Source organism: Edaphobacter sp. 12200R-103 (assembly GCF_010093025.1).
Taxonomy (GTDB): Bacteria; Acidobacteriota; Terriglobia; order Terriglobales; family Acidobacteriaceae; genus Edaphobacter.
The window spans coordinates 827,613-851,023 of the sequence record NZ_CP048114.1; the positions used below are offsets into that span (position 1 = coordinate 827,613).

The 23,411-nt window shown below is 58.5% G+C and carries 19 protein-coding genes; 8 read left to right on the top strand and 11 right to left on the bottom strand.

Features of this window, described 5'->3' with window-relative positions; genetic code table 11:
• Positions 1-26 precede the first annotated feature (26 nt).
• Together GWR55_RS03420 and GWR55_RS03425 are read right to left on the bottom strand one after the other, a co-directional pair.
• Entirely contained in the window at positions 27-1,832 is a 1,806-nt protein-coding gene (locus tag GWR55_RS03420) for an MFS transporter (protein WP_162403739.1), read from the bottom strand.
• A 234-nt stretch (positions 1,833-2,066) separates the two neighbouring features.
• A complete protein-coding gene (locus GWR55_RS03425; protein WP_162401008.1) occupies positions 2,067-2,423 on the bottom strand; it encodes an L-rhamnose mutarotase in 357 nt (118 codons plus the stop codon).
• 432 nt (positions 2,424-2,855) lie between these two features.
• Between GWR55_RS03425 and GWR55_RS03430 the strand changes: the two genes are divergently transcribed.
• The 4 genes from GWR55_RS03430 to GWR55_RS03445 all read left to right on the top strand — a co-directional run bounded on the left by GWR55_RS03430 (position 2,856) and on the right by GWR55_RS03445 (position 8,352).
• Entirely contained in the window at positions 2,856-3,587 is a 732-nt protein-coding gene (locus GWR55_RS03430) for an SDR family NAD(P)-dependent oxidoreductase (RefSeq protein ID WP_238398614.1), read from the top strand.
• A gap of 43 nt (positions 3,588-3,630) precedes the next feature.
• Complete coding sequence (locus GWR55_RS03435; protein WP_162403740.1) at positions 3,631-4,935, top strand: enolase C-terminal domain-like protein; 1,305 nt, start codon at positions 3,631-3,633, stop codon at positions 4,933-4,935.
• A complete protein-coding gene (locus GWR55_RS03440) occupies positions 4,932-5,810 on the top strand; it encodes a fumarylacetoacetate hydrolase family protein (RefSeq protein ID WP_162401010.1) in 879 nt (292 codons plus the stop codon). The genes GWR55_RS03435 and GWR55_RS03440 overlap by 4 nt, the downstream gene beginning before the upstream one ends.
• 88 nt (positions 5,811-5,898) lie before the next feature.
• On the top strand, positions 5,899-8,352 hold the full coding sequence (locus GWR55_RS03445; protein ID WP_162401011.1) for an Ig-like domain repeat protein: 2,454 nt from the start codon (positions 5,899-5,901) through the stop codon (positions 8,350-8,352).
• A gap of 286 nt (positions 8,353-8,638) precedes the next feature.
• Here GWR55_RS03445 and GWR55_RS03450 read toward each other — a convergent pair whose 3' ends face one another.
• The 8 genes from GWR55_RS03450 to GWR55_RS03485 all read right to left on the bottom strand — a co-directional run bounded on the left by GWR55_RS03450 (position 8,639) and on the right by GWR55_RS03485 (position 15,580).
• The gene (locus GWR55_RS03450; RefSeq protein WP_162401012.1) at positions 8,639-9,373 is read right to left on the bottom strand and encodes a ZIP family metal transporter; all 735 of its coding nucleotides are present in this window, start codon (positions 9,371-9,373) and stop codon (positions 8,639-8,641) included.
• Between the two features lie 93 nt (positions 9,374-9,466).
• On the bottom strand, positions 9,467-9,946 hold the full coding sequence (locus GWR55_RS03455; RefSeq protein WP_162401013.1) for a DUF4149 domain-containing protein: 480 nt from the start codon (positions 9,944-9,946) through the stop codon (positions 9,467-9,469).
• Between the two features lie 38 nt (positions 9,947-9,984).
• A complete protein-coding gene (locus GWR55_RS03460; protein ID WP_162401014.1) occupies positions 9,985-10,836 on the bottom strand; it encodes a zinc metalloprotease HtpX in 852 nt (283 codons plus the stop codon).
• Position 10,837: 1 nt separating this feature from the next.
• Positions 10,838-12,190 carry a carboxypeptidase-like regulatory domain-containing protein gene (locus GWR55_RS03465; RefSeq protein ID WP_238398615.1) on the bottom strand — a complete coding sequence of 451 codons (1,353 nt, stop codon included), beginning with the start codon at positions 12,188-12,190 and terminating at the stop codon, positions 10,838-10,840.
• 34 nt (positions 12,191-12,224) lie between these two features.
• The gene (locus GWR55_RS03470) at positions 12,225-12,515 is read right to left on the bottom strand and encodes a hypothetical protein (protein ID WP_162401015.1); all 291 of its coding nucleotides are present in this window, start codon (positions 12,513-12,515) and stop codon (positions 12,225-12,227) included.
• Complete coding sequence (locus tag GWR55_RS03475) at positions 12,515-13,003, bottom strand: cytochrome c-type biogenesis protein CcmH (protein WP_162401016.1); 489 nt, start codon at positions 13,001-13,003, stop codon at positions 12,515-12,517. The genes GWR55_RS03470 and GWR55_RS03475 overlap by 1 nt, the downstream gene beginning before the upstream one ends.
• Positions 12,996-15,077: a heme lyase CcmF/NrfE family subunit gene (locus tag GWR55_RS03480; protein ID WP_238398616.1), complete on the bottom strand. Its 2,082-nt coding sequence runs from the start codon at positions 15,075-15,077 to the stop codon at positions 12,996-12,998. The genes GWR55_RS03475 and GWR55_RS03480 overlap by 8 nt, the downstream gene beginning before the upstream one ends.
• 89 nt (positions 15,078-15,166) lie before the next feature.
• Positions 15,167-15,580 (bottom strand): response regulator, encoded by a 414-nt coding sequence (locus GWR55_RS03485; protein ID WP_162401017.1) that lies wholly within the window; start codon positions 15,578-15,580, stop codon positions 15,167-15,169.
• A gap of 373 nt (positions 15,581-15,953) precedes the next feature.
• Here GWR55_RS03485 and GWR55_RS03490 point away from each other — a divergent pair, with 373 nt between their 5' ends.
• The 3 genes from GWR55_RS03490 (at position 15,954) to GWR55_RS03500 (ending at position 20,678) form a co-directional block, all read left to right on the top strand.
• Positions 15,954-17,789 (top strand): sodium:solute symporter family protein, encoded by a 1,836-nt coding sequence (locus GWR55_RS03490; protein WP_162401018.1) that lies wholly within the window; start codon positions 15,954-15,956, stop codon positions 17,787-17,789.
• Positions 17,790-17,836: 47 nt separating this feature from the next.
• Positions 17,837-18,091, top strand: coding sequence for a hypothetical protein (locus GWR55_RS03495; protein WP_162401019.1), 255 nt, complete (start codon positions 17,837-17,839; stop codon positions 18,089-18,091).
• 94 nt (positions 18,092-18,185) lie between these two features.
• Complete coding sequence (locus tag GWR55_RS03500) at positions 18,186-20,678, top strand: protein kinase (protein ID WP_162401020.1); 2,493 nt, start codon at positions 18,186-18,188, stop codon at positions 20,676-20,678.
• Between the two features lie 64 nt (positions 20,679-20,742).
• Here the strand turns inward: GWR55_RS03500 and GWR55_RS03505 are convergent, their stop codons facing one another.
• Positions 20,743-21,699, bottom strand: a complete 957-nt coding sequence (locus tag GWR55_RS03505) for a hypothetical protein (protein WP_162401021.1) — start codon at positions 21,697-21,699, stop codon at positions 20,743-20,745.
• Positions 21,700-22,037: 338 nt separating this feature from the next.
• Here GWR55_RS03505 and eno point away from each other — a divergent pair, with 338 nt between their 5' ends.
• On the top strand, positions 22,038-23,330 hold the full coding sequence (gene eno / locus GWR55_RS03510) for a phosphopyruvate hydratase (RefSeq protein WP_162401022.1): 1,293 nt from the start codon (positions 22,038-22,040) through the stop codon (positions 23,328-23,330).
• Positions 23,331-23,411: the final 81 nt, after the last annotated feature.

Sequence of the window (23,411 nt, forward strand, 5' to 3'; positions counted from 1 at the left end):
CTTTTATGCCACTCGGAAAAATAGCATCAGGCCCGGCTGCCTTCGAAATACTGTTCAATTTCTTCGAGAGTCTTACCTTTTGTCTCCGGCAGGAAGAAAGTAACCACGACAAAGTAGATCACGGTGAATCCGGCGAAGAGGAAGAACATAAACGAATAGCCGTGTTTGCTGACCACGGGAAGGAAGATTCCCGCCAGCGTCGTCGAAACCAGCTGGTTGATCACGAGAGCAATGCTCATGCCATTTGAGCGGATGCGTGTCGGCATCAGCTCTGAGAGCGCAAGCCAGACTCCCACACCGGGACCAACCGCATAGAACGACATGAAGAGATAAAGCCCGATCGCTACCATCCACCCATGGCTCGACTCAGGAACCCGGCCGATTACGGCGCGGTCGATCCTGAGCGGAGCAGTCTGAGCAGCCTCAAGATTTCCGAATGGATTTTTGAAGAAGGCCTCCACCTTGTTGGTGGGAACGGCGCTCGCACGATCGATCTGGATGGGCGCGGCGCTTGCATCGTCAGAGCGCACAAAGCTTGTCGCTGCAGTAAAGTCGCCATAAGAGTAGATGACGGCCAGCGAGGCGCGCTGACTGTCAATCGCACCCGCCTTGCCGGTCGATTCGAGCAGGCGCTGCGCCTCCGCCGGAGTGAACGTGAGCTTCAGGGTCTGATCGGGCGTGATGCGTGCCTGCACGGCATCGCGGCAGTCCTGGCTCAGCTTCTCCGTCCCGAGGAACAGCACGCCTACGCCGATCAGGGAGACGATAATCCCCGAGGTCCCCAGAATGAAGAGGAACTTGCGGCCCTTGCGGTCGATCAGTGACATGCCGCCGATCGTCATCACGAAGTTGACGATGGTGAAGATCACGTATCCCCAGTGAGCCTGCAGGTCCGAGAGGCCGCTCTGCAGCAGGATCGCGGTGTTGTACCCGATGATCGAATTGACGCCTGTCGCCGTATTGCAGAAGAGAATGATGCAGGCTAGCAGGAAGGGGACGACATACTTCCTGCGCAGAAGAGATTCCTTAACCGCGCTGCCAGTGCTCTCCTTCGCCTTCGCCACGACGGTGCGCTCGATCTCCTCCATCTCGATCTCGGCCTGGGCTGGCTCACGTGAGCGAAGCAGGGAAGCGAGAGCCTTCTCGCGGCGGCCCCGGAGCAGCAGCCAACGGGGCGATTCAGCGACAAACAGGCTGCCGAGAACAAAGAAGAGTCCAGGAGGCAATGAGACCCAGAAGATGCGCCTCCATGCCTGATCTTTGAAGGAGAAGACCGTGGCCGCATCTGAGAGGCGGGCGACTGCCTCAACGCGATAGCTATAGTAGATACCGATCAGAGCGGCGGAGACGATTCCCAGCGTCAGCAGCCATTGAAAGACCGCGGTTCCTTTGCCGCGGGTGCTGGCTGGAAGGCACTCCGCGAGATAGAGCGGTACGACAACACCGATCAAGCCACCGCTGATGCCCTGCAGGAGACGGCCAAAGAATAGCGGCCCATACCCGTGGGCGACGGCGATCATGGGGATGCTAAGCACGAAGGTCAGGCCACTGACGACCATCAACGCCTTGCGTCCCATCCAGTCCGCCAGCAATCCGGCAAAGAGAGTTGAGATAACACTCCCCAGCAACACCGCAGCCACGATGATGGAGAGTTGGCTTGCCGTGAGTCCAGAGGTGGCCTCCAGATAAGGCAGTGCACCACCGATGATGCCAACATCAACGCCGTACAACAGACCGCCAAGCCCCGCCACCAGGAGAAGGAAGCGATTGTAGTTAGCCTTCAGGCCAACGGGAGAAGACGCAGCAGACGAGCCGGGAGCGTGATGGGTCATAGGCAATCAGATATTGAAACGCGGCGAACCTCTCAGGCAGTCGCAGCCGAAGAGACTTCAGCCTTTCGAGTCCTTCATCGAGATAGATCCAGGTGATTGCGTTTCTGCGCTGTATCGTCCGTTCAAAAAGACGGCCATCGCCTCCCGTTCAATTCCCTGTGCTGATCACCATATCAGTCTGCAACAGAGATGGAAATGCATAAAGTTCGAATACTTACGCCCAACGTCGCTCCGTCAGGCAGTCCTGGAATCGTGCTGTTCCTGCAGGCTGAAGATGCGTTCCATCAGGACCCACTTTTGTCCCGGCTTTGACTCGGGCAGAGCCTGCTGAAATCTCTCCATTAGGGCCTCCCACTCCTGCACCTTTGGATTCGCCTCATCCGCAGCAGCTTTGACCGCGAACGAGAAGTCGTCAGCCACCTCCATGATCATGAAGAGCCGCCTACCCAGCAGATAGATCTCCATGTCGAGAATGCCTGCCGCGAAGATGCTGTCCCTGATCTCCGGCCATATCTTCCGGTGATACCTCTTGTACTCGGCGATCGCAGTCTCATCATCCTTCAGGTCCAGAGCTAGGCAGTAACGTCGCATCGATTCTCCTTTGTCTTCCCGGCCCAATCTGAGCTTCGGGTGTCTTCATCATGTTGATTAGGCCGCAGCGAAGCAAGCTTCGCAAAGGAGGAACGTGGTGGAAGGCCGCTTCCTCCGATACTTTGCCGAAAGTGTCATCCTGAACGGAGCGCGCCAGCGCATAGTCGAAGGATCTGCGGTGTGGGATGGTAGCTGAGCCAAAAGGCTGCAATGCTTCGACTACGCTCTCGCGAGGCCATGAGAAGCTTCGCTCAGGATGACACCTCTTAAAAACTGCAATGATTGCCTCATCCCGAATCGACCGTCAGGGATGCATTACTGAGTGAATGCAACCGAAATTTGAGACATAGGTGAATACACTCTAGGCTTCCAGCTGGGGAAAAGGGTATGCTTTGAATGGTGGTATTTCAATATATGAGTAATCCTTTTTATTTGGAAAATAAGATTGCGCTCGTAACGGGTGGCGCAAGCGGCATTGGCGCAGCGACAATACGTGAGCTTGCACGCGCCGGGGCTCAGGTCGTTATTGCGGACATCGATCTCGCCGCAGCAGAATCGCTGGCGACTGAAGTTCCCGGCGCGCGCGCCGTCAAAATGGATGTGACGAATGCGGAGTCAATTGCAGCAGCATTCTCTGGAATCCAGAAGCTCGACATCCTTGTGAACAACGCCGGCATTGGACTGGTGGGGGACATCTCGCGCACGGCTGAGGAGGACTTCGACCGCGTGATGCGCGTCAACGTTCATAGCGTCTTCCTGGTGACGAAGGCTGCGTTGTCGCTGCTGCTTGCCTCTCGCGGGTCGATCGTCAATATTGGCTCAGTTGCCGGCTCTGTAGGGGTAAAGCAGAGGTTTGCCTACTGCGCCAGCAAGGGCGCAGTTCAGGCGATGACACGGCAGATTGCCGTGGATTATCCCAAAGAGTTGCGAATCAATTGCATCGCGCCGGGAACAGTGCAGACACCGTTTGTCGAGGGCTATCTCGACAGGTACCACGCCCATGAGAAAGAGAAGGTTCGCGCCGAGCTGGTAGCTCGCCAGCCTATCGGGCGCCTGGGTACGCCGGAAGACATCGCCTCGCTGGTCCGGTATCTGTGCTCGAAGGAAGCCGAATTTATCAATGGTGCCGTGATTCCGATCGATGGCGGATGGACTGCCGCGTAAGCACGATCTGAAGCCATATACGAAAGAAGGGAACGTCGAAACCTTGAACGAGATTTTGATTACTGGTGTCCGCGTTATCGATCTGCGGTTTCCCACCTCGCGCGAGCATATCGGTTCGGACGCCGTCAATAAAGACCCGGATTACTCCGCGGCCTATTGCATTCTGGAGACGAATACTGGGCTTACGGGACACGGGCTCTCCTTCACACTGGGGCGCGGCACGGATCTGGTCGTGCAAGCCGCTGTCTACCTGTCACGTTATGTCGTCAAACGCTCCCTCTCCTCCATCACAGAGGACTTCTGCGCTTTTTCCCGTCAAATGACGGATGACACCCAGTTTCGCTGGCTGGGCCCGGAGAAGGGCGTCATCCATCTGGCGACCGCAGCCCTGATCAATGCTGTGTGGGACCTCTATGCTCGGGCTGAGAAGAAGCCCCTCTGGCAGCTTCTGTCGGAGATGGAACCCTGCCAGCTGCTGAAAGCCGTGGACTTCCGCTACATCGATGATGCTCTCACTCCCGCCGAAGCAAAGGAGCTTCTCGAAAGCGCCCGCGACGGTAAGGTCGAGCGACTTGAACATCTGCGCAAGACGGGTTATCCGGCATACACGACCTCGGTAGGGTGGTTCGGATATTCGGAGGAGAAGATTCGCCGCCTGTGCCATGAAGCACTTGAGGAGGGGTGGACCCATTTCAAACTGAAGGTTGGCGGCGATCCCGAGGAGGATCTTCGCAGGGGAAGGATTGTTCGGGAAGAGATCGGCTGGACCAGGAAGCTGATGGTCGATGCGAACCAGAAGTGGGGGGTGTTGGAAGCAATCGAGCGTACTCGCCAGTTGGCGGAGTTGAAGCCCTGGTGGATGGAAGAGCCGACGAGTCCGGATGACATCCTCGGGCACGCGCGCCTTCGGCGCGAGGTTCCGGAGGTACGCATTGCCACAGGCGAACATTGCCATAACCGCGTTATGTTCAAGCAGTTTCTGCAGGCCGGGGGGCTGGACGTTCTGCAATTGGACAGCTGTCGCGTGGGCGGGGTGAACGAGAATATCGCTATACTTCTGTTGGCAAAGAAGTTTGGCACTCCGGTCTGTCCTCATGCGGGTGGCGTAGGGCTATGTGAGTATGTTCAGCATCTTTCGATGTTCGATTATCTTTCCGTCTCGGCCACGATGGAGGACAGAGTCATCGAATTTGTCGATCATTTGCATGAACATTTCGTAACCCCCGTCCGCATTCAAAGCGGTTACTACATGATGCCGACAGAACCGGGATACAGTATCGAGATTCGGGAAGAATCTCTTAACCGCTTCGCCTATCCCCAGGGCGAAGCATGGAGCGCGAAAGCATGAAGCTGGTCACGTTTTCAGGGAGAGACGTCCCTGCGCAAAGTTCTTCGGCACTTTTGAGCCGCGATGTTCCGACGCCGGGTGTCCTGATCGGGGATGAAGTTGCCGACCTGACGAGCCTGGGATATCCCAGCGTACTGTCCATTCTCGAAGGGGGAGCGCGTGCGCAGGCAGAGATCGCGGAAAAGCTGGATAGGGTTCCTCGCGTCGCTTTGTCCGATGTGACCCTGCGTGCTCCGCTGCGGCCGCCGCGCGTTTTTGGAGTGGGTCTGAACTATGCCCGCCATGCGGAAGAGTCGAAGATGACGGTCCCGAAGGTTCCGACAGTCTTCATGAAGCTCTCAAGTTCGGTTGTAGGGCCGGATGTTGACGTCATTCTGCCCAAGGTGAGCAGCCAGCCGGACTACGAGGCGGAGTTGGGGGTGGTGATCGGCAAAGCCGGCTACCAGATCGCTGCTGCGGACTGGGAGCAGTATGTCTACGGTTACACGATCGTGAACGACGTCAGCGCGCGCGACATCCAGCTAGCCACTTCGCAGTGGACGCTGGGCAAATCATTTCCGACGTTTACTCCACTGGGGCCTGCGATCGTTTCGGCCGATGAGGTGGGCGATCCCCACAAGCTGAGTATCGCGCTTGCGATCAATGGTGAGACCCTGCAGAACTCGAATACCAGCGATCTGATCTTCAAGATTCCGGCGCTGATCGAGTACATCTCGACTATGACGCCGCTTGAGGCGGGGGATGTGATCAGTACAGGAACTCCCGAAGGCGTAGGACTGGGGCGCACGCCGCAGCGGTGGCTGAAGCCGGGAGAAGAGATGGTGGTCACGATCGAAAAGCTTGGAGCGCTGCGCAACCGGACGGTGGCAGAGTAGCGGCACCTGTTTTACAGAAACCCGAAGTTGAAGAGATGCTATCCCCCTGAAATGGTATGGGGCGGGTAGCATCTCTCATTTAAGCTCGATGCAAGCGTTCATGGACCTTGAGAGCAACCTTGTACGTCATCACAGGATGTCTTGGCTGGCGGCCATCTTGCTGCTCGTCTGGCTTTCTGTGGTTACAAACGCGCAGCAGCCTGCAATCGGCTCTCCTGTTCTTCTTCCGTCTGCGGTCACGTTCGACGCCGATGGAAACCTGTACATCGCAGAGACGGCGCATCATGCGATTCGCAGGGTCGATCCGCTGGGCCGAATCAGCACGATAGCAGGGACGGGTGTTCAGGGTTACGAAGGCGATGGTGTAGTCGCGAGCTCGGCGCTTCTCGATTCCCCCGAGGGCGTCGCTGTCTATGGAAATAATCTCTATATCGCTGACACCCACAATCACCGTATCCGTAGAGTCGACCTGGGTACGGGCGTCATCACCACCATTGCAGGAGGCTCAACGGCGGGATCGTCAGGAGACGGGGGCTCTGCAACCGTTTCCACGCTCGACCGCCCGGTTGCACTGGCGCTGGATGCCCAGGGGAATCTGTTTCTCGCCGATGCGGGAAGCCACAGCATCCGCCGGATCGATGCGGTCACAGGGGTCATCACCACCGTGGCTGGGGACGGCGTGCAGGGCTATGGCGGAGACCAGGGAGCCGCTGCAGCGGCGCTGCTGGATTCTCCGCAGGGAATCGCCGTAGATGCAGGTGGAAACCTCTACATAGCAGATAGCCACAATCATCGCGTTCGCCGGATCGATGCCACCACACGGGTGATTACCACCTTGGCGGGAACCGGGGCAGCTGGGGCATCCGGAGATGCGGGGCCTGCGATACAGGGGAGACTTGCTCTACCGCGAGGAGTTTCCGTCGATTTGCAGGGGAATGTCTTCGTTGCGGACCGCGAAAACCACCGTATCCGCCGCATCGACGGAATCACGGGCACCATAACGACGTTCGCTGGAGACGATACGCAGGGTTTTGGAGGAGATGGAGGTGCTCCTCCATCTGCGTCTCTGGACAGTCCCCGGGCGACGACCGTCTCCCCTTCAGGAAATCTGGTTTTTGCGGATGGGGCCAACAGCAGAGTCCGCCAGGTTTCGACGGGAATCGTCCAGACGATTGTCGGACCGGGCAGCCTGGCTCCGGTTACGGTCGAGTTTTCCGGCGACGCTGGGATGGTCTACGGCTCAGGATCGCTGAGGGCGGCGGTTCGGTCAGCAACGACTGCGATTGGCAGTGTGCGATTGATCGATCGGAGTGTGGGAAACTCTGTTATTGCACAACAGACGCTCACCCAGGGTACGGCGGACTTCGATCTTGCCACGCTGGCGTCGGGAGCCCACACCCTGGTGGCTCAGTATAGCGGCGATACCTTTCATGCGGCGGTGGACAGCGCGGAGTTTACCGTGGCCGTCGCCCATCGCCCCCTTACGGCGATCGTCTCGCCGGCGTCGGTCAGCTATGGAGAGCCTCTTCCATCGCTTAAGGGCAGTCTGAGCGGAGTTCTGCCGGCAGATCAGGCAGGTGTGGATGCCACCTATGGGGTGAACCTCCCCGTGCGGCCCGATGCGGGCGAGTATCCGGTCGCCGTGACGCTGCGCGGTTCGGCGGCAGGGAACTATGCCTTGCCGGTGGCCCCCACGCTTACGATCACGCGGGCTGCAACCACGACAACACTGACGGCCACGACTGCTTCACTAGTTACGGCCAGCAGCGCGGATGCCGGTCAGCCGGTCTTAATGAAGGTTCATGTAGATCCTTCTGCTTCCGGCAATCCGACAGGGACATTGATCCTGAGTGAGGGGGCGACGCTGCTCGCCGCGGGAGCACCGGATGCCTCGGGCGATCTGAGCTTTGTCGTATCGTCTTTGGGGATTGGGCCACACAGTCTTGTCGCATCCTACTCGGGGGATCGCAACTTTGTGCCGAGCCAATCCCCAACGATGTTGTTTATGGTGAATACACCACCGAGCGGCTCGGTGGACTTCAACCTGGCTGCGAGCAGCACCACCACACAGACGATCAATTCCGGGGATTCGGCAAACTTCTCGTTTGTTGTGAATGTGCAGGGAAATCTTTCGGCTCCGGTGACTCTTTCGGCTTCCGGCCTTCCTGATCTTGCGACGGCGTCATTCAATCCCGGCAGCGTCGTTCCGGGACGCTCATCGACGACTGTGACGATGACCGTTGCCACTCCGAAGACGGCTGCGAGTTCGGGTTCACACTCGCCGGTCGTGTTGGCGCTGCTTGTGGTGGGTATTCTTCCGCTAATGAGAAAAAAGAGGATACCGGTTCGGCTGCTTGTTCTTCTGGTGGGACTGTTGTTACCGTTTGCAACCGGCTGTGGAGATCGTGTTCGCTCGGGAACGGATGTTCCGGGAACGACGAGGTCTTACACTGTCACTGTGACCGGCACTACGGTTGGGGCGAATGGGGAACAGGTAAGGCACACGGCCGATGTGACCCTTATCGTGCAGACTGCGAGTTAGCAGCGATATCCACATATAAGCGTTGCCTCCAACGCTTCCCCGAGGTGTCATCCTGAGCGAAGCCCGAAGCCCGAAGGATCTGGGTTTGGGATTGTTGCCGAGGCCAGCAGACCGCAGATCCTTCGACTCCGCTTCTCGCGATAAGGCCACGAGAAGCTTTGTTCCGGATGCCCCCCATGGGGGACTGCTGGGAGGGTATATGACGAATCGGCTGCATATCCTATTCCACCGTCATCATGCATCTTGGGGGCGACCGCGATCCGACTTCAGATATAGGCAGATAGCCCTAAAGCGGACTTAGCAACTTCAGAAGAAAGAAGACGGCCACGCCGACAAAGAAGATCAGCGCCATGCGGATGCCGGGTTCGCGGTTGATCTCGGGCACAAGGTCGGTTGCTGCGACATAGATGGTCACTCCTGCGGAGAGGGGAAGTCCGGCGTGCACCCAGTGCGGTCTGAGGTTGATTACGAGAACTCCCAGCAGAGTGGTGGCTCCCAGAGCCATGGCGGAGTTCAGTGCAGCCACCTTTCCGCGGCCGCTGGCGAGCATGACGCTGGCGACGGTGAATCCTTCCGGAAGCTTGTGCAGAAAGACGGCGATAAAGATGACCCAGCCCAGCCAGTGGGAGAGGACGAAACCCGATCCGATGGCTATGCCGTCGAAGAAGGTATGAGCCGCGAGTCCGAGCAGCACCGAGTAGCTGGTCTTGGCAGAGAGGAATTCATGATGATGCGTCTCCTCACCGAAATGGAAATGGGGGACAAGGGTGTGCTCCAGCAGGTGAACGCCGCAGTATCCGGCCAAAACCAGAATGGGTGCCCAGCGTGGGCTGAGACCAATTCCTTCGGGAATCATCTCCAGCACGGCAGCAGCCAGCATGAAGCCGGCGCCGAGGGCGACGAAGTATCGCAGTGCACGCGCCGAGGGCGAACGGCGAACGAGCAGTAAGCCGCCAAGGTAGTCCGCAAGTCCGGCGACGGCTCCAAGCGTAAGGCTCAACCAGAGCGATGATGATGGCATCCGGCTATCCGTTCCAGGCGGGAAGACTCTCTCCGCGGCCTTTCACAGGACAGCCTTCGAGCACGCACGCTCGAATCGCAATGGGTCCAGGATTCATATGGTTTTGATTTTACCTGTCTCCGGCCACTGGGACTCGCGAGCCAGGACGAGGATCACGCCGATCCCGCAGAGCAGAACGAGGCCCTCAAGTCGTTCGGACCAGGCGTGGAGGCGTTCGAAATGGACGCGCGCCGGCGAGGTGATATCTGCGACCGCAATGTCACCGCCCGCCGCGATCCGGTCCTGCTCCATCGCAGGGAGGATTCGGTACTGCGAGAACGCAGTGACGCTGAGCATCACCAGGGCGAGTACCATCTCTATGGCAAAGCCGACCCGCGCAGGCACTTCGGCGCGGAACCAGAGGGTGATGGTCGCGAGGCAGAAGATGCCTCCGCCGATGAGCCCGATCTGATGAAGGATTCGGATGCTCGCTCCGACCACCAGACCAGCTTCGTGCGCAGTGGGAAGGTGGGTGAACGCCACAGGCGCAACGACAAAAGCGAAAAAGGCAATGCCGCCCACCCATGCGGTCATGGCAAGCAGTCTTGAAGCCCGAAGAATTTTTTCAAACACTAGACCAGATCCCTCCCAATCAGCCGGTGTATACGATCCTTGATTGGAGGATGTGTCGAAAACAGGTTCGCAAATCCTCCGCTTCCCAATAAGGGAGCCACTATAAATAGATGCGCCGTTGAAGGGGAAGCCTGCAAAGGAATGCGTCGTGAGTAGTTGTCGAGCTTCTGCAGCGCGCGCGCTAGCGCGTAGGGGTTGCCCGTCTCTTTTGCCCCCGTCGCATCGGCCTCGTACTCCCGCGAGCGCGAGATGGCCAGCTGAATAAGAGTCGCCGCGATGGGCGCAAGAATCAGCATGAGCAGGCCGGTTAAGCCGCCGCCGCGGTCTCGGTCGTCGCGATTGCCGTAGCCGCCGAAGAGCGAGGCCCAGTAGCCCATCCGCGCCAGCATGGTGATGGCTCCGGCGAGCGTAGCGGCGATGGAACTGGTCAGGATGTCGCGATTGCGGACGTGACCCAACTCGTGGGCCAGTACGCCTTCCAGTTCTTCGTCATCCAGCAGGTTCAGAATGCCGTGGGTGACGGCCACAGAGGCATGCTGCGGATTTCGTCCTGTGGCGAATGCGTTGGGGCTTTCACTGGGAATCACGTAGACGCTGGGCATGGGCAGGCCCTGTTTTGCGGAGAGCCGTTCCACGACCTGGTACACGCGGGGAAGCTGCTCCCGTGTGACTGGTTGTGCGCGGTACATCGAGAGCGCCAGCTTATCCGAAAAGAAATACGCGCCGAAGTTGAAAGCAACAGAGAGGATAAAGGCGAAGACCATCCCGTTCCGGCCACCGAAGTAGCTTCCGATGAAGACCAGAAAGATGGTCAGCAGCGCCAGAAGGAATGTCGACTTCAGTGTATTCATCTCAGCCTCGCAGAGGATTGACCTCTGTTGCTTTAGACGCGGATGCCGATGAAGTCTCTCTGCGGGCGAGCGCGCGCCGCAGCACGACTTCGAGAGCCGCCTTCTGCTCAGAGTACTCCTCTTCGTTCAACCGCCCCTCCAGACGGTCGGTTTCGATAGCGAAGAGCTCCTCTTTCAGGGTGGCGAGGAGGTTCGAAGGCGCTGTGGGAACCGTTGTTGCCAGCGGCGAAGAGCCTGCTAATGGCGCTGCAGGGACAGGGATTGCGTCCTGCGGGTGGTTCTTGAGCATGATCCCGGCTCCGGCTGCCATTGCAAGGCCGAGCGCACCAATGATCCACCACTTGTACTTCGACCAGGGGTCGTCTTTGCCGGATGGGTCCAGCGGATTGCCCAGGCCGCCTCCGGGACGGGTATCGCTCGCTGCGGAACCTTCTGCGGACTGGCCACCAGCCGGGCCGGGCTGGCCGTTCGATCCTGCGGTTGCGGCGGCATTATCTCGTGGAAGCTGACCGGTTCCCGAAACGGTAAACCCGATCTGATGAGAGGGAGAGACGTTGCGTGCAACGTAGGTCTGTGCCGAGGTCTCTTCGGTTACAGGAGCGTAGATTGCTCCCGGCTCTGCCTGAAAGGTCATGCTCTTCGGCATCATGATCGCTACGGTGTCGAAGAGCATGGAGGGCTTGGGCGACAACTTCAGACTGCCGTCATAGGGCAGTCTGTAGGTGATCTGAAATTGCGTTTCTCCGGGGCGGATGGGGAAGACGAAGGTGTAGTGATCGGGGTCGCCGAGAGGTGTCGGGGATGCCTGTACCGGCATGCCACCGGGAGCCAGTGCGGCTGATCCTTCGATGATGGCTCCGTGAGGAAGATAAAACTCAAAAGGACGGTCGCCGAACTGGGTCTTCGGTGGATTGGAGTCGTTTTTGACGAAGAAGTGCTCTACCACGCGCAGGGACTTTCCGCTCTCATCCGTCTGGAGGCGCATTACATCGGCCTCGGCGGTGACGCCCTTGACCTTGGGGGCTGCGTCATAGACGTCCATCTCAATCGACTGCGTTCCTGGAGGCGCCGGACGGAAGTAGTTTGCCTTGTCATGCGTGACGCGGATCAGGTGCATCCCGGAGTCGGGAAGGTCGATGGAGAAGTTTCCCTTCGAGTCCGTCTTGGTATGAGTGGACTCCTGCATCCCCTGGGCAAGGCGGATGAGGACGACCTCGTCTCCGGCAGCGGGCTTATTGTTGGTCTTGTTGGTAACAGTCCCCGTGATGGAATCGGCCAGAGCTGCTCCGGAGAAGGCAAGGGTCACGGCGAAGACCGCCATGAGGCGTCGAATGGAAGAAGATGAGCTGATCACAGTTTTAAGCCTACGTTCCAAAGATGATGTGAATTCAGGCGCGCCCGCGGGCGCCCATTCCGCGTTGTTCCAGAGCTTCCATCTCGGCGAGGACCTGGGCGGCCTCGTCTTCCAGGGAAGCTCTTTGTTCTGCGTAGTCCTGTTCGGGGTACTTGCCTGCAAGATACTCGAAGTTCAGGTCGCGAAGGTTGTCGTAGATCACGTCTTTCCGCTCACGCAGATAGTCGATGCGAGTCTTATCGGCCTGGAAGAAGATGTTTTTCTCGGGCCAGAAGATAAACACGAACAGGCCAAGGGTAAGGACGATTCCAGCAATGGCTCCCATCAGTACTCTGTCTCCTTGCGAATGCGTGCCCGCAGATCGTCGTCCATTGGCGGCGGCGCCATGGGCATTCCTGCGGCGATCATCTGCCGGTTGGTGCGCTTCCGCCAGATGGTAATCAGGACGCCGGTACCGGCGGTTGCGAGCAGGAAGACGGCCAGCGGGGTGATCCAGGCAACGTTGTCGAATCCTCCCCGGATGGGCGCGGCTAGAACGGTAGGCCCATATTTTGCAGCGAACCAATTCAGCGTGGCTGTATCGGAGCTTCCGGAGGCCAGCTGCTGTCGAAGCTCTCCGATCATGCGGTCCGAGTCCGGGCAGCCGACGTGATTGCACTCCAGCAGGATCTGTCCGCAGCCACAGACGCAGACCATCTCGTGACCCAGGCGGCCAAAGCGCGAGCTTGAGTCTGCCGCACCCAGCATGACCAGGAGCAACAGGCAGACGGTAGCGCTCTGGAGCCAGCGCCGGACTGTGAGGCGGCTAAACATGGTGAACCTCAGCCTCCTGAACCGGCAGGGGAACAGCTACCCGCGCCTCGGCGGGAACGCGCGTGAGATTGGGGACAAGGGCGAGGAAGGTTCCCAGGACGACGATGAGGACGCCGATCCAGATCCAGTTCATCAGAGGATTGATGAAGACCTTGATGATGGGCTTGTCGGTTTCGGGATTCTTACCTTCATAGATGACGTAAAGGTCTTCGGCCAGCGTGGAGCGCAGCGCGACCATGGTCGAGGTGGTCTGGCTCGCGTTGTAGAAGCGGCGCTCCGGAGCAAGCTGGGTGACCTTCTTCGATCCCTTGTAGACGTCCAGAAGGGCGTATTCCGTGTCGTAGTTGGGGTTCGTGTCCTGGGTGAAGCTCTGACAGACGAGTTTGTAATTCCCGATTGTCAGGCTGTCGCCGAAGCCCATCTCCTGCTCGTGCGACTGATTGAAGGCTCCGCCGGCGATTCCGATGAACATGACAACGATGCCGAAGTGGACGATGTATCCGCCATAACGACGGGTGTTCCGGCGTGTCAGAAGAATGACGGAAGCCAGAAGATTTTTGCCGGTCTGCGTGCTGACAACACCGGCTCCGCGCAGGAACTCGGCTGCGATGGCGGTGATGACGCCGGAGGCCAGGGTAAAGGTGATGAGAGAGAAGGTCTCGGACCGGGCATCATCGCCGGCGCTCCAGGGCCGCACGCCGCACGCGATCACTACGGCAAAGGTAACGGCCATTGCGATGCAGGGGAGAACGAAGTTGCGACGAATCGAGCGCAGCGAAGTGGAGCGCCATGCCAGCAGGGGACCGATGCCGGTCAGGAAGAGCAGGAAGATTCCGATGGGAAGGTTAACGCGGTTATAGAACGGTGCGCCTACTGTCACCTTGGAGCCCTGTACATACTCACTAAGGACCGGGAAGAGCGTTCCCCACAGAACGGTGAAGCAGGCTGTCAGCAGAATGAGGTTATTGAAGAGAAAGCTCGACTCGCGGCTGACCAGCGATTCCAGGCGGTTTTCACTCTTCAGATGATCCTTCTGCTTGAAGAAGGTGAAGAGGCAGACCGCGAAGACGACGAGGATAAAACCGTAGAACCAGTTTCCGATGGAGGACTGTGCGAATGCATGGACACTGCTTACAAGTCCGGAACGCGTCAGCAGGGTACCGAGAATCGTCAGCAGGAAGGTCGAAAAGATCAGCCAGACGTTCCAGGCCTTCATCATGCCGCGCTTCTCCTGCATCATGACCGAGTGCAGGAAGGCGGTGCCGGTGAGCCACGGCATCAGGCTGGCGTTCTCGACCGGGTCCCATCCCCAGTAGCCGCCCCAGCCGAGCACGCTATAGGCCCAGTGTGCTCCGAGGAAGATGCCACAGGTAAGGAAGAGCCAGGTGACCATGGTCCAGCGGCGGGTGATATGGATCCATTTTTCGCCGGGATACCGCATCATCAGTGCGCCCAGGGCGAAGGCGAAGGGAACCGAGAAGCCGACGTACCCCAGGTACAGCATGGGAGGGTGAATGACCATCTCCGGGTACTGCAGCAGAGGATTGAGACCGAAGCCGTCCGGCGAGACGGGGCCAGGCTGAATGGCGAAGGGTGGCGCGGCAAAGTTGAGCAGCAGCAGGAAGAAGACCTGGATCCCCGCAAGGATGGTAGAGGCAAAGGCCGAGAGGCGAACATCGATCTTGTGCCGGATGCGGAGCACGAAGCCGTAACCGCTGAGCAGCCATGCCCACAGCAGAAGAGAGCCTTCCTGACCGCTCCACAGGGCTGAGAACTTATATGCCGTATTGAGATCGCGGTTGGTGTGGTGCAGGATGTAGCTGACGGAGTAGTCGTTGGTGAATGCAGCCCACACCAGCGCGAAGGCGGCGCAGCTGAGCGCGATGAAGCTGGCGATACCGGCCCGACGGGCCGTCTCTCCCAGTCTTCCGGCCCCGCTGCCTCCGGCGACTATTCCTGACTGAGACCGGGAGCGCCACAGAGCGACGGCACCCATGACCAGCGTGTATGTACTGAGAACAAGGGCCAGCAGCAAGGCGAAGCTGCCGAACTCAGGCATGGGGTGGGTTGGCATGAATTCCTCTCCCCATTGTCTCAAGGGGTTGCCTATCGAGCAATGATGGGCGGGGAAAGCTGGCGGTTATCGCGCAGATTCAAGCATTTTCAGGCGATTACAGCCGCTAAAACGCTTGAACTTACGGATGGTTCCGGGATGCCGATCAACTGCTGCACGGACTGGAGCAGAATCTCGGGCTGCAGCGGCTTGGCGCGGAACTCAACATTCAGCCCTTCGTATTCGAGGTAGGCGTCTTCCATTCCACTGATGACCAGAATCGGAATCGTGGGCCGCAGGCCTCGGACTTCTCTGGAGAAGGTACTTCCGCTCATCCCCGGCATGATGTGATCGGTGATGACGAGATCAATGCTCGAAGGAGAGTCGCTGTTACGAAGGTGGTCGAGGGCTCGCGCGGGTTGAAGGACCGTTATTGTCGCGTAACCGTTTCGTTCCAGGATGGTTCGCCGAATCATTGCCTGGACTGCGTTGTCGTCGACCAGAAGAATCGTCTTGGATTGCATCTACTGCTGCCCCGGAGAAAACTCGACAGAAACAGAAAAGGTCCTGCCGGATCATGTATCTCTCTTCTTATAGAAGAACACGTTGCGACGAAGAAAAGTGATCCGTAAGGTATCCAGTTCTTTCATCGACCAAACTTGCCAAAAAACATAGACTCTCGGCCCGCGCTGAATGTGGGGCTCCAAACTCTATCGGAAGAAGATGCCTGTTTGCGGCTTTGGGTTTACTGAAACTGTCCAAAATTTTCCGTCGAGTTGGTAGATTCTTATCACTGTCGCCTTCAAACGCCGGGCGGCGCCGTTTCGCTGGACGCCCGCGGGTTAAGGATTTAAAGTTGCCGAGAGCAGAAACCCCGCAGAATCAAAAGGGAAGCCCGTGAACCTTTCCATCATCGACTGGCTGATCATGCTGGTCTATTTCATCTTCGTTCTGGGCATCGGATTTGCCCTGAAGCGCTACATGCGCACCTCTAACGATTTTTTTCTGGCAGGACGATCGATTCCGGCCTGGGTGTGCGGACTCGCTTTTATATCGGCGAACCTCGGCGCCCAGGAAGTTATCGGCATGGGTGCTTCGGGAGCGAAGTACGGCATCAATACCAGCCACTTCTACTGGATTGGCGCTATTCCGGCGATGATCTTCGTAGGTATCTTCATGATGCCGTTCTATTACGGGTCGAAGGCGCGCTCCGTTCCCGAGTATCTGCGGATGCGCTTTGATGAGAAGACCCGCGCTGTGAACGCATTTTCCTTCGCGATCATGACGGTGCTCTCTTCGGGCATCTCGATGTATGCGATGGCGCTGCTGATCCAGACCCTGGGGCTCTTCCACGGCATCATTCCCGACCGCTACATCTTCCATGTGTCGGTCTTTGTCTCGGCCATTATTGTTCTGGCTTACATCTTTCTTGGCGGCCTTTCGAGCGCCATTTATAACGAAGTGCTGCAGTTTTTCCTGATCGTGGCGGGCTTCGCGCCTCTGGTCTGGATCGGGTTGCGAAACGTCGGCGGCTGGCAGGGAATCAAGCACACGCTTCCCGCGGCGATGACGCACTCCTGGAGGGGCATGACGCATGCCAACACCAACACACTGGGGGTGGAATGGATCGGCCTTTCGATGGGATTGGGTTTTGTGCTGAGTTTCGGCTACTGGTGCACTGACTTTCTGGTGATCCAGCGCGCGATGGCAGCTGACTCAGAGGTGTCTGCCCGGCGCGTTCCGCTGATTGCGGCGATCCCCAAGATGTTCTTTCCGTTTCTGGTGATCTTGCCTGGACTGATTGCCGTCAGCGTGGTGCCAAAAGCGATCACGGCGGGGCGGACTGTTCTTGAATCCTCCCAGTCGTTGAGCGCACCCTCGGCGACGTCGCCATCAGGAAAAACAGCGGAGGTGCCGCTGGTGGATAAGCATCCTCACGGAATCGTGCCTCTGAAGATGAATCCGATGAACGGTAAGCCAGTGCTCGATAGCAGCGGCCAGCCGGTGTATAACTACGATCTCGCCATCCCGGTTCTGCTTCTGTACTACTTTCCGACGGGCATCCTCGGGCTGGGATTGACGGCTCTACTTGCCAGCTTTATGTCGGGAATGGCGGGCAACGTGACGGCATTCAACACGGTGTGGACCTACGATATCTACCAGGCCTACATCAACAAGAAGGCGTCGGACGCACACTATCTGTGGATGGGCAGGATGGCAACGATCGGGGGGATACTGCTCTCCATTGCCGCTGCCTATGCCGTGACCAACTTCAACAACATTATGGATGCGCTGCAGCTGGTCTTCTCTTTCGTGAATGCTCCGCTGTTCGCCACGTTCCTGCTGGGAATGTTCTGGAAGCGCACGACCGGCCATGCAGCCTTTACCGGCCTGCTTGCCGGTACTGCAGCCGCTCTGGTTCACCACGGTCTCACGCTTCCCATCGGCGCTGCCACAGGAATCCACGGTGGCTGGATCTCGGTCATTCATCAATATCCGAGCGACATGGCGCAGAACTTCTGGACGGCGATCTTTGCGTTCTCGGTCAACCTGGTGGTGACGGTTGCTGTCAGCCTTGTGACACGACCGCGAGAAGAGCAGGAGCTCGTAGGTCTGGTCTATTCGCTGACCCCCAAGCCGGTGGAAACCCATCTGGAGTGGTACCAGAAGCCCTCGACGCTGGCCTATGGCGTATTGGCCATGTTGATCGTTCTCAACCTAATCTTCGCTTAGCCGTGAGACGGCGGCGACTTAGATATCCTGCTGGAGGAGCTTGATTCATGGGACTCGACATCCGTATCCCGCTCGGTCTGATCTTCCTGGTCATTGGAGGAATCATGACCCTTTATGGCTTCGTGACGCGTCATTCTGCCATCTACGCCCGGTCGCTCGATGTGAACCTGAATCTTGCGTGGGGCGCGATCATGTTCCTCTTCGGCCTGGTGATGTACGTCGTAGGTCGACGGCAGAAGTGGCACGACGATCCCATGAATCCCAGGCCCTGGGAGCGCAAAAACAAGCTTCCGCGTACGTAGGTGATCGATCCTATCCGGGAATGACAGGGCCGATTCCGGCACGTTCTTCCATCACCGAGGATTTTCCTATGCATTCACTTGCGATAATGAGCGTATGAAGCGGCGCATTATCCGGCAGTATGAGCTCATCCGCAAGATTGGCGCGGGTGGAAGCGGCGTTGTGTTTCTCGCCAACGACACGCTTCTTCAGCGGCCCGTCGTCATCAAGCTGCTTCGGCGCGGAAACCTGACGATCGAGCAGATGCGGGCGACGCAGCTTCGCGAAGCCAGGCTGGCTTCGGCTATCGATCATCCCAACGTCTGCGCGATCTACGAGGTGGGCGAGACGCCGGCCGAGCAGGGTGATCCGGAAGAGGCCTACATCGTGATGCAGTTCATCCCGGGCAAATCGCTCGATAAGATCATCGCGGAAGGCGCTTCGAGCCTGCAGCTGGTTCTATCGGCCGGAATCCAGATCGCTGACGGTCTTTCCGCGGCGCATTCGCTGGGGATCTTCCATCGCGACCTCAAGCCTGCCAATGTCATGCTGACCGACGGTGGACTGATCAAGATTCTGGACTTCGGCCTGGCCCGCCGCCTCTCTCTCGATCAGACGGACTTCGATCCATCCGGCCCATCGGATCCACGCTCTCTGCCTCCGCTGGGAGCGACCTACACAGCGCGTGGGGGGACAATCGCTTATATGGCTCCGGAGCAGTTTGTCACCGGGCAGTCCTCCGTACAGTCCGACATCTTTGCGCTCGGACTGGTCCTTTACGAGCTGGCGACCGGCCGCCACCCCTTCCATCGGCCCGACGCGCCTGATTTCCAGACGATCCGGGCAACGCAATTTGCCGATCCTCCGGCGATCCGGGAGATCAATCCCAGTCTTCCGGTGGAGCTTGAGAGCGTCATCCTGCGATGTCTGGAGAAGCAGCCGGCGGCCCGGTTTGCGTCGGCTGCGGATATTCGCGAGTCGCTGAAGACAGTTATGCGTTCGATGCAGCTGGATACGGTCCTGATGCCGGGAGGAGAGTCGCTCTCGCTGCACTCGCAGGGGCATCGCGCGCTGGAGACTCCGGAAGAGGAGAAGCGCACGACCGGTATTCTTTCGATGCTGGCGGAGCGGTTCCGCGAGTCCGGTCCCTCGGCCAACGCCCGGGAGACCTACAGCATCGTCGTGCTGCCATTCAATAACTATGGGCCTGCCGACGTAGCTCCGATGTACGGGTATGCTCTGGCCGACGCCATTGCAACGCGCCTTACCCGCGTCACCTCGCTGGTCGTGCGACCCTCGAGCTCGCTTGCATCGGTTCCTACCCAGCAGCTCGATCCTCTCAGCGTAGGCAAAAAACTTCTTGTGGACTTTGTTCTGGCGGGAAATTTTCTGCGCTCGGAAAAGGGATTCGACCTGAACTGGCAGATGCTCGATGTGGCTCGCCAGAGTGTGCGGGCGGGCGGCTCTATCAATGTTGCCTCGTTTGATCTGGTCAGTGTGCAGACCGAGATCTGCGATGAGGTGTTCAGTACGCTGCAGGGGGTGGGCCGGCTGAGAAGCCCGAAGGAGAACTACCGCGCTCCGTCGCTTTCGGAAGATGTTTCAGAAGAATATCTGCAGGCGCGCGCCCTGCTTTCCTCGTTCATGACCCGGACCGGCAGCCGGGAAGACCTGGATCGCGCACGGCAGATCTTCGATTCGGTTGTCAAGACCAACGAGAGCTTCGCTCCTGCATGGTCAGGGCTGGGGATCACGCACCTGCAGTACACGCGTCACGGGTTGGGCGGACAGATGCATCTGCTGGAGGCGAGGCGCGCCTTTGATCGCGCTCTGCAGCTCGATCCCGGATCGATTGAAGCCAACTTGTATCGCGTATATATGCTTCTTTCTCGCGGCGAAAAGGAGTCTGCGAGGCATGGCATCGAGCATCTGCTGAATACGGCAGGGAACGATTGGAATGTACGCCTGGTCGCGGGCATTGCCCTCCGCTTCGATGGCATGTACGAGGAGGCGCTGGAGCAGTTCAATGCGTCGCTGCGGATGAATCCGTCGAATGCGGCCATGATCTACAACCATCGCGCCCGCGTGTATCAGTACCAGAACCAGCTGGAGCTGGCCGCCGACGAAATCGAAAAGGGGCTTACGCTGGAGCCCCGGCAGCCGCTCCTGCGAATCTCCAGGGGATATCAGCAGATGCGGACCGGGGATCTGGAGGGCGCGATTCAGACTCTGGAAGGCGTCATTCGCGATGAGAAGTCCGTGCGGATCGTCTTCCCCACGATTGCTCTCTGCTACGTGCAGCTTGGCGACCGTGAAAAGGCTGCCACCTTCATCATCGATGAGACCCTGACTGCGGCGGAGGCCGACAGCGAGATGGCATACCGGCTCGCTACCTACTTTGCCGTAGATGGAGACGAGAGCGAGGCGCTGCACTGGCTTCGCCGGGCCATCTATCTGGGCAATGAGAACTATCCGTGGTTTTCGAAGAATCCGGCTTGGAAACGGCTTGCAGGGCATACCGATTTCGAGCGGATCCTGGAGGACCTTAAAAAGAGCTATCGCCGGAATCAGAAGACATGGAGACGACTGCTGTCCCAGACTCAGGGTTAGGGAACAGGAAAGAGAAAGGGCGAGCCGTCAGCTCGCCCTTTCGTTATGCATCGATGCGGATCCTTTACTCCGACCCCGGTCCTGCCGTGCTGTTCTCCGTGGGCAAGATCATCGCCGTGCTCTGAGGAGCATTCAGCGGTTTCAGAATCAGAGGTGTCGTCAGGCTGAAGACGAGCCGGGAGCCGTCCTGGAGAGTGGCCTGGCGCTCCTGCTTCAGCCACATTACCGTGCTGGCTCCGGCGCCGATGCCGGCTCCGACGACGGCGCCGACCCCACCGCCGATCAGTGCACCCGCTGCGGCTCCGCTGCCCGTGGCGAGTGCCGATACAGCCAGGGTCTCCTTGACGCGATCCCTTCGCTTCAAAGTGCCTTCCCGATCGACGTTGAAGTTGCTCAGCGTCGTGTCGATCAGCTGGGCATGGATGATGTACTTCGTCCCATCCGGCAGGGTAATGCTCTCCGGCTCAAGGTGCAGCGATGCGGCGCCCGAGATGCGGTGACCCTCGTGGACTGCGGTGACACGGCCTCCAAGAATGGAGCCGATCGGGATGATGACGCGATCATGATTTGTAATCGGCTGCATGATCTCTGCGGTGAACCTCGTTCCCGGCTCTGTCGTCGACGTCGAGAGCTGCTGAAGCATCTTTACGTGCAGCAGAGTTCCTTCGTTGAGTTCGCCTTCACGCTCCGGGACGCTGGTGACAATCTCGCCATCGACGTCCTCTTTCGGGGCTGCCTCCGCAGTTATGGCAGGAGCAGAAGCCTGCTCCGCACCTTTATATGGGACATAGGGGCCGTAAGTCTGGCCGGCTGTCTCCGGCTTGGCGGCCGAAGGCTTGGCTTCTGTGATGGGACGACGCGTGGTCTCAGGAGCGGTCGCCGCAGGATGGCTGGCGGCATCCACATTATCGGCATCGATCGTCACCGGGTCGGGATTGGAGATGCCGGTCCGGGAGCTCTGGGCCGCCAGTGGAAGGGCGACGGCGAACAGCGCAATTGCGGGAATCTTTTGAATCTTCATGCGCTCAGTATCCTCAAGGTCAGGCAAGACTCTGCACAGTACCTGTTTCTCGTACCAGTTTAAAGACGTTGCATCCGGCCTTCGACAAAAAGGAGGCTGGGGAATCGAGGCTGCTACTAGAGCTTTGACGATTGCCGCAATCTTTCTGCTCTGTTCGCGTGGTTTTAAGAAGCCTTGCTAAAATCCAACAGGTGACGTTCCAAGGCGCAAATCTCGTTGAAGTAATCGGTTTAGCTGGGGGAAGTCGTTTACAAGTCGACCGCCGCCCGAAGCTCAATGAGCGCCTTGCCCATCGCATTCTTCCTCAATCTTTCGAACCCCCTACCGACAGGAGCAACATGACTGAGATCGTCTCGATTCACGCTCGCGAAATTCTCGATTCCCGCGGCAACCCCACCGTCGAAGCCGACGTCGTCCTCGATGGCGGCGCTCGTGGCCGCGCCGCCGTTCCCAGCGGAGCCTCTACCGGAGAGCATGAGGCCGTGGAGCTGCGCGACGGCGACAAGGAACACTACCTGGGAAAGGGAGTCCTCAAAGCGGTCGAAAATGTCGAATCGATCCTTGCTCCTGAGCTGACTGGCATGGATGCTTCCAACCAGCGACTGATCGATGCCACGATGATTGCAATCGACGGAACGGAGAACAAGTCGAAGCTGGGTGCGAATGCCATTCTCGCTGTTTCGATGGCTGTTGCGCGTGCTTCGGCAGAGGCGCTCAAGCTACCGCTTTATCGCTATCTCGGTGGCGTTAATGCATGCCTTTTGCCCACCCCGATGATGAATATTCTCAACGGAGGCTCGCATGCGGACTCCAATGTCGACTTCCAGGAGTTCATGGTTATGCCGGTCGGCGCGGAGAGCTTCTCCGATGCTCTGCGGTGGGGTGCAGAGACCTTCCACACACTCAAGGGTGTTCTGAAGAAGAAGGGGTACAACACCGCTGTCGGTGATGAGGGGGGATTTGCGCCGAATCTCAAGTCCAACGAGGAAGCGGTTGATCTGATCCTCGAGGCGATTCAACTGGCTGGTTACCACCCGGGCGAAGACATCGTCATTGCGCTGGATCCAGCCTCCAGCGAGTTCTACGACAAGGAAAGCGGCAAGTACATCTTCAAGAAATCAGACAAGCGCGAGCTGACCTCCGCCGAGATGGCCGCGTACTGGCAGCAGTGGACGGAGCGTTACCCCATCATCTCGATCGAAGATGGTCTTGCCGAAGACGACTGGGACGGATGGGAGATTCTGACGAAGATGATCGGAGACAGGGTGCAGCTGGTCGGCGACGATCTGTTCGTGACCAACACGCGGCGCCTGCAGCAGGGAATTGAGAAGAACATCGCAAACTCGATTCTGATCAAGGTCAACCAGATCGGCACCATCTCTGAGACGCTGGACGCGATCGAACTGGCCCGTCGCTATGGCTATACCTCAATCATCAGCCATCGTTCCGGCGAGACGGAGGACACTTTCATTGCAGACCTCTCCGTCGGCACAGGAGCAGGTCAGATCAAGACAGGTTCTGCTTCACGCACGGACCGTATCGCGAAATACAACCAGCTGCTGCGCATTGAGGAAGAGTTGGGGCAGGCTGCGCAATTCCTCGGAATTGAATCGGTCAACTTCGGGGAGTAGCCTGTTGCTCGTTCATCTGTTGCGCCGGCGTGCACCACGCCGGCGTCGCGCTTTAAATCTGCCTTCAGGAGGTTTCATTGC

Bases quoted from the DNA above. Each gene is read 5' to 3' on its own strand.
- GWR55_RS03505 (WP_162401021.1), bottom strand. From the start codon at position 21,699: ATGAAGATTCAAAAGATTCCCGCAATTGCGCTGTTCGCCGTCGCCCTT.
- GWR55_RS03495 (WP_162401019.1), top strand. From the start codon at position 17,837: ATGGGACTCGACATCCGTATCCCGCTCGGTCTGATCTTCCTGGTCATT.
- GWR55_RS03460 (WP_162401014.1), bottom strand. From the start codon at position 10,836: ATGAATACACTGAAGTCGACATTCCTTCTGGCGCTGCTGACCATCTTT.
- GWR55_RS03450 (WP_162401012.1), bottom strand. From the start codon at position 9,373: ATGCCATCATCATCGCTCTGGTTGAGCCTTACGCTTGGAGCCGTCGCC.
- GWR55_RS03500 (WP_162401020.1), top strand. From the start codon at position 18,186: ATGAAGCGGCGCATTATCCGGCAGTATGAGCTCATCCGCAAGATTGGC.
- GWR55_RS03480 (WP_238398616.1), bottom strand. From the start codon at position 15,077: ATGCCAACCCACCCCATGCCTGAGTTCGGCAGCTTCGCCTTGCTGCTG.
- GWR55_RS03425 (WP_162401008.1), bottom strand. From the start codon at position 2,423: ATGCGACGTTACTGCCTAGCTCTGGACCTGAAGGATGATGAGACTGCG.
- GWR55_RS03440 (WP_162401010.1), top strand. From the start codon at position 4,932: ATGAAGCTGGTCACGTTTTCAGGGAGAGACGTCCCTGCGCAAAGTTCT.
- GWR55_RS03475 (WP_162401016.1), bottom strand. From the start codon at position 13,003: ATGTTTAGCCGCCTCACAGTCCGGCGCTGGCTCCAGAGCGCTACCGTC.
- GWR55_RS03455 (WP_162401013.1), bottom strand. From the start codon at position 9,946: ATGACCGCATGGGTGGGCGGCATTGCCTTTTTCGCTTTTGTCGTTGCG.
- eno (WP_162401022.1), top strand. From the start codon at position 22,038: ATGACTGAGATCGTCTCGATTCACGCTCGCGAAATTCTCGATTCCCGC.
- GWR55_RS03420 (WP_162403739.1), bottom strand. From the start codon at position 1,832: ATGACCCATCACGCTCCCGGCTCGTCTGCTGCGTCTTCTCCCGTTGGC.
- GWR55_RS03485 (WP_162401017.1), bottom strand. From the start codon at position 15,580: ATGCAATCCAAGACGATTCTTCTGGTCGACGACAACGCAGTCCAGGCA.
- GWR55_RS03445 (WP_162401011.1), top strand. From the start codon at position 5,899: ATGCAAGCGTTCATGGACCTTGAGAGCAACCTTGTACGTCATCACAGG.
- GWR55_RS03470 (WP_162401015.1), bottom strand. From the start codon at position 12,515: ATGGGAGCCATTGCTGGAATCGTCCTTACCCTTGGCCTGTTCGTGTTT.